At 66.5% G+C, this 12,708-nt stretch carries 13 protein-coding genes; 3 read left to right on the forward strand and 10 right to left on the reverse strand.

Annotated elements, in window-relative coordinates:
* Positions 1–14 precede the first annotated feature (14 nt).
* From fabF to ASC91_RS26000, 8 genes are all read right to left on the reverse strand, one after another.
* Entirely contained in the window at positions 15–1,259 is a 1,245-nt protein-coding gene (fabF, locus tag ASC91_RS25965; protein WP_056204262.1) for a beta-ketoacyl-ACP synthase II, read from the reverse strand.
* A 36-nt stretch (positions 1,260–1,295) separates the two neighbouring features.
* On the reverse strand, positions 1,296–1,535 hold the full coding sequence (gene acpP, locus ASC91_RS25970; RefSeq protein ID WP_056204266.1) for an acyl carrier protein: 240 nt from the start codon (positions 1,533–1,535) through the stop codon (positions 1,296–1,298).
* Between the two features lie 87 nt (positions 1,536–1,622).
* Complete coding sequence (gene fabG, locus ASC91_RS25975) at positions 1,623–2,366, reverse strand: 3-oxoacyl-ACP reductase FabG (protein ID WP_056204269.1); 744 nt, start codon at positions 2,364–2,366, stop codon at positions 1,623–1,625.
* Between the two features lies 1 nt (position 2,367).
* The gene (fabD, locus tag ASC91_RS25980) at positions 2,368–3,315 is read right to left on the reverse strand and encodes an ACP S-malonyltransferase (RefSeq protein ID WP_056204272.1); all 948 of its coding nucleotides are present in this window, start codon (positions 3,313–3,315) and stop codon (positions 2,368–2,370) included.
* A 57-nt stretch (positions 3,316–3,372) separates the two neighbouring features.
* Positions 3,373–4,371 (reverse strand): beta-ketoacyl-ACP synthase III, encoded by a 999-nt coding sequence (locus ASC91_RS25985; RefSeq protein ID WP_056204275.1) that lies wholly within the window; start codon positions 4,369–4,371, stop codon positions 3,373–3,375.
* Positions 4,368–5,465, reverse strand: coding sequence for a phosphate acyltransferase PlsX (gene plsX, locus ASC91_RS25990; protein ID WP_056204278.1), 1,098 nt, complete (start codon positions 5,463–5,465; stop codon positions 4,368–4,370). Before plsX ends, ASC91_RS25985 begins: the two co-directional genes overlap by 4 nt.
* Positions 5,466–5,576: 111 nt before the next feature.
* Positions 5,577–5,762: a 50S ribosomal protein L32 gene (rpmF, locus tag ASC91_RS25995; protein ID WP_056204281.1), complete on the reverse strand. Its 186-nt coding sequence runs from the start codon at positions 5,760–5,762 to the stop codon at positions 5,577–5,579.
* Between the two features lie 182 nt (positions 5,763–5,944).
* A complete protein-coding gene (locus ASC91_RS26000; protein ID WP_056204284.1) occupies positions 5,945–6,499 on the reverse strand; it encodes a DUF177 domain-containing protein in 555 nt (184 codons plus the stop codon).
* Positions 6,500–6,531: 32 nt separating this feature from the next.
* On the opposite strand from ASC91_RS26000, the gene ASC91_RS26005 reads away from it, so the two are divergent.
* On the forward strand, positions 6,532–7,107 hold the full coding sequence (locus tag ASC91_RS26005; protein ID WP_056204287.1) for a nucleoside triphosphate pyrophosphatase: 576 nt from the start codon (positions 6,532–6,534) through the stop codon (positions 7,105–7,107).
* Complete coding sequence (locus ASC91_RS26010; RefSeq protein ID WP_056204290.1) at positions 7,104–7,865, forward strand: SAM-dependent methyltransferase; 762 nt, start codon at positions 7,104–7,106, stop codon at positions 7,863–7,865. The genes ASC91_RS26005 and ASC91_RS26010 overlap by 4 nt, the downstream gene beginning before the upstream one ends.
* On the opposite strand, the gene ASC91_RS26015 is transcribed toward ASC91_RS26010, so the two are convergent.
* On the reverse strand, positions 7,862–9,340 hold the full coding sequence (locus ASC91_RS26015) for a DEAD/DEAH box helicase (RefSeq protein ID WP_082533021.1): 1,479 nt from the start codon (positions 9,338–9,340) through the stop codon (positions 7,862–7,864). The genes ASC91_RS26010 and ASC91_RS26015 overlap by 4 nt on opposite strands.
* Before the next feature lie 39 nt (positions 9,341–9,379).
* Complete coding sequence (locus tag ASC91_RS26020) at positions 9,380–10,510, reverse strand: glycosyltransferase (protein WP_056204295.1); 1,131 nt, start codon at positions 10,508–10,510, stop codon at positions 9,380–9,382.
* 242 nt (positions 10,511–10,752) lie between these two features.
* Between ASC91_RS26020 and ASC91_RS26025 the strand changes: the two genes are divergently transcribed.
* Positions 10,753–12,702: an SLBB domain-containing protein gene (locus ASC91_RS26025; RefSeq protein WP_162247869.1), complete on the forward strand. Its 1,950-nt coding sequence runs from the start codon at positions 10,753–10,755 to the stop codon at positions 12,700–12,702.
* Positions 12,703–12,708 lie beyond the last annotated feature (6 nt).

Genomic DNA, 12,708 nt, shown 5'->3' on the forward strand with positions numbered 1-12,708 from the left:
GCCGGCGAGCGCGATCAGACGCGCTTGAAGATCAGCGTGCCGTTGGTGCCGCCGAAACCGAAGTTGTTCTTCGCTGCGACGTCGATCCTCATGGGCCGCGCCTCGTTGGCGCAGTAGTCCAGGTCGCACTCGGGGTCCTGGTTGAAGATGTTGATCGTCGGCGGCGCGACCTGGTCGCGGATGGCCAGCGCGGTGAACACCGACTCGATGCCGCCCGCGCCGCCCAGCAGGTGGCCGGTCATGGACTTGGTCGAGCTGATGACCATCTGCTTGGCGTGGTCGCCAAAAGCCAGCTTGATCGCGTTGGTCTCGTTCACGTCGCCGAGCGGCGTGGAGGTGCCGTGGGCGTTCATGTACTGGACCTGGTCGGGGTTCATGCCCGCATTGCGCAGCGCCGCGCGCATGGAGCGCTTGGGGCCATCAACGTTGGGAGCGGTCATGTGGTACGCGTCCGCGCCCATGCCGAAACCGGACAGCTCGCAGTAGATCTTGGCGCCGCGCTTCTTGGCGTGTTCGTACTCCTCGAGCACCAGCACGCCGGCGCCCTCGCCCAGCACGAAGCCGTCGCGGTCCTTGTCCCACGGGCGGGAAGCGGTCGCGGGGTCGTCGTTGCGGGTGGAAAGCGCGCGGGCAGCGGCAAAACCGCCGATGCCCAGCGGTGACACCGCGCCTTCGGCACCGCCCGCGACCATCACGTCGGCATCGCCGTACTCGATGAGGCGGCCAGCTTCGCCGATCGCATGCAGGCCCGTGGTGCAGGCCGTCACGATCGCCAAATTCGGTCCCTGGAAACCGAACTGGATGGAGACATGGCCCGAGATCATGTTGATGATCGAAGCCGGGATGAAGAACGGCGAGATACGGCGGGGGCCGCGGTTCATCAGCTCGGTCTTGGTGTCCTCGATCAGCGGCAGGCCGCCAATGCCGGACCCGACGAGCACGCCGATGCGCTCGGCCTGCTCTTCGGTCAATTGATCGCCGGTCGGAAGACCGGCGTCGCGCACCGCCTGCATGGACGCCGCCAGCCCGTAATGGATAAAGATATCCATGTGCCGAGCTTCTTTCGCGGGGATGTAGTCCTCGATCTTGAAGCCCTTGACCTCACCCGCGAAGTGGCACGCCAGATTGCTGGCGTCAAAACGGGTGACGGTGGCGATGCCGGAACGACCGGCGAGGATATTGGCCCAGCCTTCGGCAACGGTATTGCCGACGGGACTGATCAGGCCAAGACCGGTGACGACGACGCGGCGACGGCTCATGCAGTGCGGATCAGAGTTGCGAGAGAAAGAAAGCCTTCAGGCCTTCTGGTGCTTGACGGCGTAGTCGATCGCCAGCTGCACGGTGGTGATCTTCTCGGCTTCTTCGTCCGGGATCTCGATGCCGAACTCGTCTTCGAGGGCCATCACCAGTTCCACGGTGTCCAGAGAATCGGCGCCCAGGTCGGCAACGAAAGCCTTCTCGTTCGTAACGTCGGCTTCCGCCACGCCAAGTTGCTCGGCGATGATTTTCTTGACTCGTGCTTCGATATCGCTCATGAATCCTCCAGGAGGGATTTGCTGAAAACAGCCCAGCATTCTACGGGCTCTAGATGGGCTCCCCTAGATCAGGGCGCCCGGGCCAAATCAGGCCATGTACATGCCGCCGTTGACGTGCAGCTCGGAACCAGTGATGTAAGCACCGCCCGGTGACGCCAGGAAGACGACCGCAGCGGCAATTTCCTCGGGGGCGCCCAGGCGGCCCAGCGGGATCTGCGACAGCAGTGCGGCTTTCTGGGCTTCGGGCAAGACCTCGGTCATGTCGGTGGCGATGAAGCCGGGTGCGATGCAGTTGACCGTGATGTTGCGGCTGCCCAGTTCACGGGCCAGCGAGCGCGTCAGGCCGGCCACACCAGCCTTTGCGGCGGCGTAGTTGGCCTGGCCGGCATTGCCGGAGGCGCCGACGACGGACGTGATGTTGATGATGCGGCCCGACCGCTGCTTCATCATCGGCTTGGTGGCGGCGCGGGCGAGGCGGAAGACCGCCTTCAGGTTGGTGTCGACGACGGCGTCCCAGTCGTCGTCCTTCATGCGCATGGACAGGCCGTCGCGCGTGATGCCGGCGTTGTTGACCAGCACATGCAGGCCGCCTTCCTTGGCGACGATGTCGTCCACGGCGGCCTGGCTGGCGGCCGCGTCGGTCACGTTCAGCACAATGCCACGACCGCCTTGGGGGCCAAGGGCCTCGGTGATGCCAGCGGCGCCCGATTCAGAGGTGGCTGTGCCGATGACGCGCCAGCCTTCGTTGGCCAAGGCCAGCGCGATCGCGCGGCCGATGCCGCGGCTGGCGCCGGTGACGAGGGCGACGCCCTTGGGTGCGGATTCAGTCATTTCAGCCGCCTCCCAGCAGCGCACGGGCTTCGGCCAGCGAAGCGGGGTCGAAGACGCAGGCGGCCTGCAGCTCGGCGTCGATGCGCTTGGCCATGCCGGTCAGCACCTTGCCGGGGCCGGCCTCGATGATGTGGCCGACACCGCGGGCCTTCAGCGCCTGCACGACCTCGACCCAGCGCACCGGGCCAAAGGCCTGGCGGTAGAGGGCGTCGCGTAGTGTCGCGTCGTTGTCGGTGATGGCCACGTCGATGTTGTTGATGACCGGGAAGGCGGCGGCATGGAACTGCACGGTCGCCAGCTTTTCCTTCAGCCGCTCGGCGGCCGGCTTCATCAGGCTGGAGTGAAACGGCGCGGACACCGACAGCGGCAGCGCGCGCTTGGCACCGGCGGCCTTCAGGATCTCGGCGGCCTTGTCGGCGCCCACTTTGCTGCCGGCGATGACCGTCTGCTTGGGATCATTGAAGTTGACCGCCTCGACCGCCTCGCCAGTCTCGGCTGCGGCCTGGGCGCAGCCCGCGCGGACAGCCTCGCCGTCCAGCCCCAGGATGGCGTACATCGCGCCGGCGCCGACAGGCACCGCCTCCTGCATCGCCTGGGCACGAAAGCGCACCAGCGGCAGCGCATCGGCCAGGCTCAGCGCGCCGGCAGCCACCAGCGCCGTGTACTCACCCAGCGAATGACCAGCCGCAGCGACGGGCACCGCACCCGTCTCGGCGACGAAAGCGCGCCAGCAGGCGATGCCGGCCGTCAGCATGACGGGTTGGGTGTTGGTGGTCAGGTCCAGCTGCTCTTTGGGACCGGCATGGATGAGCGCACCGATGTCCTCGCCGAGGGCGGACGAGGCCTCTTCCAGTGTGCGGCGGACTTCCAGGTGGTCGCCCCAGGCGTCGAGCATGCCGACGGCCTGCGAGCCCTGGCCGGGAAAGACAACGGCGAAAGGTGCGGTCATGAGAACAATTCCAAATCAGTAGCAGTCAGAGGTGCCGATGCGGCAGCATCTGGACGGCTAGTACTTCAGCAGGGCGGCGCCCCAGGTGAAACCGCCGCCGACCCCTTCCAGCATGAGGGTGTCGCCACGCTGGATGCGACCATTGCGCACCGCGACGTCCAGCGCCAGTGGCACGGAAGCGGCCGACGTATTGCCATGCTCGTCGACGGTGGCGATGAGCTTGTTCAGGTCCAGCTTCAGCTTCTTGGCCGTGCCCTGCATGATGCGGATATTGGCCTGGTGCGGGATCAGCCAGTCGAGGTCGGCCTCGGTCAGGCCGGCCTTCTCGAGCACCGAGCGGGCCACCTTCTCAAGCACACCGACAGCAAGCTTGAAAACGGCCTGGCCGTCCATCTTGAGAAAAGGGCTGCCCAACACCTGGCCACCGGCGACTGTGCCGGGCGTGCATAGCACGTCAACATGGCGCGAATCGGCATGCAACTCGGTCGCAAGGATGCCGGGCTCTGAGCTCGCACCCAGCACGACGGCGCCCGCGCCGTCGCCGAACAGCACGCAGGTCGTGCGGTCCTTGAAGTCGAGGATGCGCGAAAACACTTCGGCGCCGACGATCAGAGCCTTGTTGGCAGCACCGCTCTTGATCATCGAGTCGGCTACGCTCAGCGCATAGACGAAACCCGAGCAGACAGCCTGCACATCGAAGGCCGCGCAGCCATGCACGCCCAGCTTTTTCTGCAGCATGCAGGCCGTGGACGGGAAGACCATGTCAGGCGTGGACGTCGCGACGATGATGAGGTCGATCTCTTCGGCAGCGATGCCGGCGGCTTCAAGCGCCGCCTGCGCGGCCGGCAAGGCGAGGTCGCTGGCAGTCTGGTCAGGCGCCGCGAAATGGCGCGCGCGGATGCCCGTGCGCTCGACGATCCAATCGTCCGAGGTCTCGACGCCGTCGGCCGCGAGGCGATCGGCCAGCGCCTGGTTGGTCACGCGGTCGGCGGGCAGGAAACTGCCGGTGCCGAGAATGCGGGAATAGCGAGTGGTAGAGGTGGCGATGGGGCTCATGCAGCCTGCGCGACGGAGTTCGCCGCGTTGTCTCCAGCATCATTCGCCTTGGCCTGAAGCGTGGCGACGATGCGGTCGTGGACCCGGTCAAGCAGCCGGTTGCGGGCGGCATCATAAGCGCGGGCCAAGGCCTGCTCGAAGGCAAAGGCGTCGGCCGAGCCATGGCTCTTGAACACCAGGCCGCGCAGGCCCAGCAGGGCGGCGCCGTTGAAACGACGGTGGTCGACACGGTGCTTGAAGGCATTCAGCACGGGCATGGCGATCAAGCCGGCCAGCTTGGTCAGCCAATTGCGATTGAACTCTTCCTTGATGAAGCCGCCCATCATGGTCGCCAGGCCTTCCGACGTCTTCAGCATGACATTGCCGACAAAGCCGTCGCAGACGACGATGTCTGTCGTGCCTTTGTAGATGTCGTTGCCCTCGACATTGCCGAAAAAGTTCAACTGGCCGGCCGTACCAGCGGCACGCAGCAGTTCGCCGGCATGTTTGATGGTCTCGCTGCCCTTGATGGCTTCCTCGCCGATGTTGAGCAGGCCGACGCTGGGTTCCTCGTTGCCCTCCACGGCCGACACCAGCGCGCTGCCCATGACGGCGAACTGCAGCAGGTGTTCGGCCGTGCAGTCGACGTTGGCGCCCAGGTCCAGCACGGTCGTGAAGCGGCCGCGCTGGTTGGGCATGACGGTGGCGATGGCCGGGCGGTCGATGCCGTCCAGCGTCTTCAGCAGGTAGCGGGCCACGGCCATCAGCGCGCCAGTGTTGCCGGCGGACACGCAGGCATGGGCCACAGCCGGGTTGCCATCGCGGTCGGCCTTGAGCTGCTGGATGGCGACGCGCATGGACGAGTCACGCTTGCGGCGCAGCGCGACCTCGATGGGGTCGTCCATCGTGACGACTTCGCTGGCGGCGACGACACGGCAACGCGGCCAGGCCGCAGCGGCCGCCAGTTCCTCGGGCTTGCCCACAAGGATGAGCTCGGCGCCCGGATGCTTGTCCAGAAAGGCGCGGCAGGCCGGCAGCGTGACCGAGGGGCCGTGATCGCCGCCCATGCAGTCAACAGCCAGGCGGATCGGTTCAGGCGGGGGTACTGCGGTCATGTCAGTGGTTTTCGTGAGCCACAAAGACCAAACCCGGCGCTGCGCGGTACGCAGGCCGGGTCGGCAGATTCATCGATAGTTTGGCGCCGCGCCTGGCGGCACCGGGCACCATCAGGCCGCGTCGGCCTTGCTCTTCAGCACCTTGCGACCACGGTAGAAACCGGTGGGGCTGATGTGGTGACGCAGATGCACTTCGCCGGTCGTCGGCTCGATGCCGGTACCCGGGGTGACCAGGGCATTGTGCGAACGGTGCATACCGCGCTTGGAAGGCGACTTCTTGTTTTGCTGAACAGCCATGAAATTCTCCAGACTCTGCGGGATTTGGGGGCGGACTGTGGGGCCTTGTGGTCACAACCCCGGGGAGTGAGATCAAAGCTCGAACTCCAGACCGCAGAAAAGCCCACGAGTGTAGCACCGGATGAGAAACCCGCCAAGCTGCTACTGTCGACAGCGAGAGCCAAGCGCCTGAAGCCATGCCTTCAGGCGCTGCCGCCCCGCTTCAGGGTTGCGAGCTTGGCGAAAGGGTTGGGACGCTCCTCCTCTCCTGGCTCAATCACTTCGTCCACATGGGCCAGGGGCTCGGGGCAGATCTCGTGGCGCGGCACCAGCGGCAGGGCCAGCAGCAGTTCGTCTTCGATCAATTCGCGCGCGTCGAGGTGGCGCGGCAGGGCCAGCACATCATCGTCACTGTCCGCGTCGAGCGCGGCCGCCTCGACCTCGGTGTCGACGAAGCGGATCCAGCGGTCGATATCAATGTCTTCGTGGACCGGCTGCAGGCAGCGCTGGCAGGTCAGCGCGACCTGACCGGAGGCGGTCAGGTGCAGCCAAGTCTGGGCCTTGCTGCCCTTGGGCTGGCGGATCTCGCCGTGCAGGCTCCACTGCAGCGCTGGCCAGTCACTGGCCGGCGCTTCGGGAGCGGCCGAGTCGGCCAGCCGCTCCAGCAACGTCGCCGGCCATTCGCCAGACAGGCTGGCGTCATCATGAGCGAGAGCCGCGACATCGAGCTTCTCGGGAACAAAGGCGCGCGATTTCATGGTCGAGAGTTTAGGCGGGGGAGAATGTCCCGATGCCCCAGTTGATCCTTGCCTCGACCTCCCGCTACCGACAGGAATTGCTGGCCCGGCTGCGCCTGCCGTTCGAAGCGGTTGCGCCCAACGTCGATGAAACCGCCCTGCCCGGCGAGGCCCCGGCGGCCCTGGCCGAGCGGCTGGCCTTGACCAAGGCACGCGTGGTCGCGGCGCGGTTTCCTGGTGCCATCGTCATCGGCTCCGACCAGGTTGCCGACCTGGCCGGGGAGGCCATCGGCAAACCCGGCTCCCACGAGGCCGCCACTGCGCAACTGCGCCGTATGAGCGGGCGCGAGGTCGTGTTCCAGACCGCCGTCGCCGTCGTCGCACCGGGTCTGGCGGCCATTGAGCGCGCCGAAGTTCGTGTGCGCTTGCGTGAGCTCAGCGACTCAGCCATCGAAGCCTATCTGCGCGCCGACCAACCCTATGACTGCGCCGGCAGCGCCAAGGTGGAGAGCCTGGGCATTGCGCTGCTGGAGGCCGTCGAGTCCGACGACCCGACCGCGCTGATCGGCCTGCCGCTGATCCGCACCTGCGCCCTGCTGCGGCGCGCCGGCCTGGAGCCTCTCGCATGAACAAGGGCCGTCTGATTCTGATGCCCAATACGCTGGATTTCGGCGTGGACGATTCCCTGGACCTGCGCGAGGTGCTGCCCCAGCGGGTCATTGAGCAGGCCGCGCGGCTGACGCACTGGGCTGCCGAGAGCGCCAAGACCACGCGAGCGCTGCTCAAGCGCGTCGATGCCATTGCGCCGCTCGTCCAGCCGCTGCAGGCCATGCAGATCGTCGAATTGCCACGCCCTCCCAAGGGCGGCAGGGGCGGCGGCGATGACGCGGTCGCCTGGCTGGCTCTGCTGGACCCGGCGCTGGCGGGGCACGACCTCGGCTTGATCTCGGAAGCGGGCCTGCCCGCCGTGGCTGACCCGGGCGCTCGCCTGGTCGCGCTGGCCCATGAGAACGGCATCGAGGTGGTGGCGCTGTCCGGGCCGAGCTCGCTGCTGCTCGCCCTGGCCGCCAGCGGGCTCAACGGCCAGAGCTTCGCGTTTGTCGGCTATCTGCCGGTGGACGCCGCACCTCGTACGGCACGCATCCGCGAGCTGGAGGCCTTGTCGGCCAAGGCCCAGCAGACCCAGTTGCTGATCGAGACGCCCTACCGCAACGAGGCGCTGCGCCAGGCGCTGCTGGCAGCGCTGAAGCCCGGCACGCGGCTGTCGATCAGCGTCGGCCTGACGCTGCCAGGCGGCTGGACGCAGACCGCCACCGTGGCGGATTGGCGGTCCAACGGCACCAAGGTACCCGACCGCATCCCGGCCGTGTTTTCAATCCTGGCTTAGGACTCGACCGGCGCCGGCGCGGGCTTGGCACCGAACAACGCGGCCACTTGCTTCTTGGGCTTGATGTAGCTGGACAGGCCCTTGCCTGCGCCAGCCGGCGCCGCTGCAGCCTTGGTTTTTTCCCAGGCTGGTGCCTCACCGGCAGCGCTGGCCTCGTAGGGCTTGTCGAAGAAGGGATCCTTGGGCGGGGAAGGCGGGCGATAGGTGGGCCGCACGGCGGGACGGGCCTCGAAAGAAGCTTCTCCTCGCTCCTCGCGCGGGCGCTCGAAACGCGGCGGGCGGCTGTCCTGCAGCTCGAAGGGGTCGAGGTCGATCTTGCGCTTGAGCAGCTTCTCGATGTCGGCCACCAGGCGCGCGTCAGACTTGGTGACCAGCGTGACTGCCAGGCCCGAAGCCCCCGCGCGGCCCGTGCGGCCGATGCGGTGGACGTAGTCCTCGGCATTGAAGGGCACGTCGAAATTGAAGACCGCCGGCAGGTCGGCAATGTCCAGGCCGCGCGCAGCCACGTCCGTGGCGACGAGCAGGTCCACTTCGCCGCGCTTGAAGGCGTCGAGCGACTTCAGGCGCTCATCCTGCGATTTGTCGCCATGCAGGGCGGCCGTGCGCAGGCCGTCGCGCTCGAAGGAGCGCGCCAGACGGGCCACACCCAGCTTGGAGTTGCCGAAGACGATGGCCTGGCGGATGGAGCGCTCCTTCAGGATCTGCTTCACTGCGGCACGCTTGTCGTCATCGGTGACGCTGATGAAGCGCTGCTCGACGGTCGAGGCCGCCTGATTGGGGCGGGCCGTCTCGACCAGGATGGGGTCCTGCAGATAGCTCTGGGCCAGGCGCTTGATCTCGGGCGAGAAGGTGGCCGAGAACAGCAGCGTCTGGCGCGCCTTGGGCAGGTAGCTGAGGATGCGCTGCAGGTCGGGCAGGAAGCCGATGTCCAGCATGCGGTCGGCTTCGTCGAGCACGACGTACTCGACCTGGTTGAGCACACAGTTCTTCGCTTCGATGTGGTCCAGCAGGCGGCCCGGCGTGGCGATCAGCACCTCGACGCCGGCCTTGAGCGCGGCCGTCTGCGGCTTCATGTCGATGCCGCCGAAGACGACGACGGAGCGCAGATGCGTGTGCTTGGCGTACTTCTTGACGTTCTCTGCCACCTGGTCAGCCAGCTCACGCGTGGGCGCCAGCACCAGGGCGCGCACCGGATGGCGGGCCGGCGAGACGCTGGGGTTCTCGTGCTTGAGCATGCGCTGCAGCAAGGGGATGGAGAATGCCGCCGTCTTGCCCGTGCCGGTCTGGGCGGCGCCCATGACGTCACGGCCTTCCAGAACGATGGGAATCGCCTTGGCCTGGATGGGCGTCATCGTCAGATAACCGGAATCAGCCACCGCGCGCAGCAGCTTGGGGTCCAGCGGCAGGGTGTCGAAACGGGCAGGCGCGGGCGCCTCGGCGGGCACCGCGACTGCGGACTCAGGGGTTTCTTGCATCCGGTGATTATCCCGGATAGGGGAAAAGGCCTGCCAGCCCTACTCCGGCCGGGTCACCGGCGGCCGTAATTCGGCTCGCGTATTCAGCACCATCCAGCGGGGCGTGCGGAAGCGAACGATGCGCCAATACAGCAGCACGTAGAAGACAACGAACAGCCCGAGGATGACCTGCAGCATGACGGTGTCGTCCCACCAGATCGTCGCTGGCACGACGGACAGGCTGCACAGCACCCAGAGATAGGGCGCGGTCAGGGCATTGCGGCGCGTCAGCACGGCGGCGTCCCGGCTGCCGATGGCCCAGCGCATCAGGCGGCGGTAGATGAGGCTGTGCAGGTGGATGCCATCGGGCATGCCGACCGGCCGGCCACGCACCACCTTGCGCCGGTACATGGAGAACACCGTCTCCCAGACTGGATAGGCGCACAACAGCAGCGGGAACATCGGCGAGACCTCGGGGTTGCGCACCAGCAGCAGGATGGCCAGCTCCGACAGTATGAAACCGAGGAAATAAGCCCCGCCGTCGCCCAGGAAGATCAGGCCGAACGGGTAGTTCCACATGAAGAAGCCCAGCACGGCGCCTATGACCGCGATGGCCATGGCCGCGACGAACTGGTCGCCCGCCTGCAGGGCGACATAGGCCAGGCCCGCCAGCATGATGGCCGAGCACATGGACGCCAGACCGTTCATGCCGTCGATGATGTTGATCGAATGGGCCACGCCACTGACAACCAGCAGCGCAAGCAGGTAGCCGCCCACCGTCGTGGCCGCGATCAAGTCCAGCCCGGGGATCTCGGTCACCTTGATCTGCGCGCCCAGCAGCCAGGCGCCCAGGGCGGCTGCCAGCAGCGTGGCCAGCATGCGGCGCAGCGGGCTGACGCGCTTGGTCAGGTCTTCGATGACGCCGGAGGCGAAGGCTGGCGCGCTGCACGCGAGCAGCAGCCCAGCCATGTGGCGCATGGCCGGATAACGCCAGGTGAGCAAGACCGTGCCGACGGCAAAGCCACCGAAGATGGCAAGCCCGCCAATGCGCGGCACGGGGCGGGAGTGAAACTTCTGCGGGCCGGACAGGTCATGGTCGGCCGACAGCGCACCGTGCAGGTGCGATGAACGGATGATGAGCAGCGTTGCAGCAGCTGCAATCGCAAAGCTCAGGGCGAGAATCGGAAGCATGGAATAAGAGCGCAGGCCTGGATGCGGGGCAGCGGCTGTGACCACCGTTCGGCCGACATCAGCAGTGTAACGACGGGAGACTGCGCCGGGCGCTATCCGGGTTGCCCCCAGGCGCGTAGCTAGAATCCGCGCCGATTCGAGCCCCGTCGGACGTCCGGCGTCTGGGCTGCTCCTCTCAACTTCACGCAGCCCCCATGACTAGTCCCGGTCTCTTGGAATTGCCTAAATATTCACCATCCACCGTGACTCAGACATTCGCCAAGGTAAAGCGCGGGGCGTCCACCCATCTGGCCTGCCACCTGATGGCCTCGCTGGCATTCGGCCTGCTGGCCAGCATGACCTCGCTGAGCAGCCGTGCGGCCGAGACCAACAGCAACGATTCACAGGTAGGGCCGGTGCGGCTGGTCGCACCGTCGCAGACGCCAGCGCGCCCCGCAGGCAGCGACCCGGGCAGCGAAGCACCGCGGGAATCTCAGCGCGAGCCGCAGCGCGGGCCGCAGCGGGAGTCGCTGCGCGCGCTCGATCCTTCGGAACGCGATGCGCGTCGGATTCTCGAGATGAGCGAGTTCGAACGCTACGTGCAGCGTGCCGTCGGTGAAGACGTTGAAGTGCCTCGCTTCGGCATGGAGCTGCTGAGCCCGCGCGTCGGCACGCCAGGCGAAGGTTCCAGCCAGATTCCCGGCGACTATGTCGTCAGCGTGGGCGATGAGCTGCTGGTCAACCTTTGGGGCGCTGTCGAGGCCGACCTGCGCCTGACCGTCGACCGGAACGGACGCATCACCATTCCGCGGGTCGGACCGGTCATGGTGGCGGGCCTGCGCTATGGCGACCTGAATACAGCCATCGACCAGCGGGTGAGCCAGGTGTTCAAGAACTACCGACTCAGCACCTCGCTGGGCAGGCTGCGCAGCATCCGCGTCTATGTCACGGGGTTCACGCTCAAGCCCGGCGCCTATGCAGTCAGCAGCCTGTCAACCATCGTCAATGCGCTGATCCAGGCAGGCGGGCCTTCCGCAGCTGGCAGTCTGCGTCAGATCGAATTGCGCCGCGGCGGCAAGCTGGTCAGCCAGTTCGACCTGTACGACCTGCTCCTGCGCGGCGACAAAACGGCGGATCGCGTGCTGCAGTCGGAGGACGTCGTCCATATCGGGCCTGTTGGGCAGCAAGTCGCACTGATTGGCAGCGTCAACCGCCCTGGCATCTTCGAACTCAAGCCGAGCGAGACCATTGACGACCTGTTGCGGATGGGCGCAGGCTTCAATGCGGTAGCCGACCGGTCGCGCCTGGCCGTTGAAAGCCTGGATACGCGCAACGATGCTCGCATCACCGAGTTGACCCTGCCGCAACAACTGCGCGCAACGCTCAAGAGCGGCGACCTGGTGCGCGCCTTCAACGCGACGGCCGCCTTGTTGCCCCAGCACCGCCAGAACAAGCGGGTGCGAATTGAGGGCGAAGTCCAGCGCCCAGGGGAATACATCCTCCCGCCCGGAAGCAGCCTGACGGACGCCGTCAATGCCGCCGGTGGCCTGACGCCAGGCGCCTTTGTCTACGGCGCCGAATTCAACCGGGAAAGCGTGCGCGTCACGCAGCAAACTCAGTATGAACGCGCACTGCGGGATCTCGAAACCGAGTTCGCTCGCGTTCAAGTGAGTCAGAAGGCGCTGACAGCCGATGAAGCGAACGCGCAGGGCGCGCGAGTGCAGAGCTCCAATCGACTCATAGACCGACTGCGCGCCGTCAAGCCGACCGGCCGCATCGTGCTGCAAACCGCACCCAACGCCGCTCGCCTGCCAGACTTGATGGTCGAAGACGGCGACCGCCTTACCGTGCCTGCCAGGCCAACCACCGTTGGCGTATTCGGTAGCGTCTTCAATGGTGGCAGTTTCGTGTTCCGCCCGGATGCGAGCATTGAAGACATGCTGCGCCTGGCTGGCGGCCCAACCCGCGGCGCCGACACGTCAAGCACCTTCGTGATCCGCGCCAACGGCAGCGTGGTCAGCGCCAAACAGCAGTCCTCGGGCTGGATCTCCATGGGCTCCGGCTTCTCGACACTCGCCGCCTTGCCGGGTGACACCGTCTTCGTGCCCGAGGACCTGACACGCACGAGCTTCAGCCAGGAAGCCAAGGAATGGACGCAGATCCTGTACCAGTTCGGTCTGGGCGCTGCTGCATTGAAGACTCTCAAGAACTAACGGGCA

This window comes from Pelomonas sp. Root1237 (assembly GCF_001425055.1).
GTDB lineage: Bacteria > Pseudomonadota > Gammaproteobacteria > Burkholderiales > Burkholderiaceae_C > Pelomonas.

Excerpts from the sequence above, each read along its gene's own strand:
- fabD (WP_056204272.1), bottom strand. The coding sequence starts at position 3,315 with ATGACCGCACCTTTCGCCGTTGTCTTTCCCGGCCAGGGCTCGCAGGCC.
- ASC91_RS25985 (WP_056204275.1), bottom strand. The coding sequence starts at position 4,371 with ATGAGCCCCATCGCCACCTCTACCACTCGCTATTCCCGCATTCTCGGC.
- ASC91_RS26015 (WP_082533021.1), bottom strand. The coding sequence starts at position 9,340 with ATGCAAGAAACCCCTGAGTCCGCAGTCGCGGTGCCCGCCGAGGCGCCC.
- fabF (WP_056204262.1), bottom strand. The coding sequence starts at position 1,259 with ATGAGCCGTCGCCGCGTCGTCGTCACCGGTCTTGGCCTGATCAGTCCC.
- ASC91_RS26005 (WP_056204287.1), top strand. The coding sequence starts at position 6,532 with ATGCCCCAGTTGATCCTTGCCTCGACCTCCCGCTACCGACAGGAATTG.
- ASC91_RS26020 (WP_056204295.1), bottom strand. The coding sequence starts at position 10,510 with ATGCTTCCGATTCTCGCCCTGAGCTTTGCGATTGCAGCTGCTGCAACG.
- plsX (WP_056204278.1), bottom strand. The coding sequence starts at position 5,465 with ATGACCGCAGTACCCCCGCCTGAACCGATCCGCCTGGCTGTTGACTGC.
- ASC91_RS26010 (WP_056204290.1), top strand. The coding sequence starts at position 7,104 with ATGAACAAGGGCCGTCTGATTCTGATGCCCAATACGCTGGATTTCGGC.
- fabG (WP_056204269.1), bottom strand. The coding sequence starts at position 2,366 with ATGACTGAATCCGCACCCAAGGGCGTCGCCCTCGTCACCGGCGCCAGC.
- rpmF (WP_056204281.1), bottom strand. The coding sequence starts at position 5,762 with ATGGCTGTTCAGCAAAACAAGAAGTCGCCTTCCAAGCGCGGTATGCAC.
- ASC91_RS26000 (WP_056204284.1), bottom strand. The coding sequence starts at position 6,499 with ATGAAATCGCGCGCCTTTGTTCCCGAGAAGCTCGATGTCGCGGCTCTC.
- acpP (WP_056204266.1), bottom strand. The coding sequence starts at position 1,535 with ATGAGCGATATCGAAGCACGAGTCAAGAAAATCATCGCCGAGCAACTT.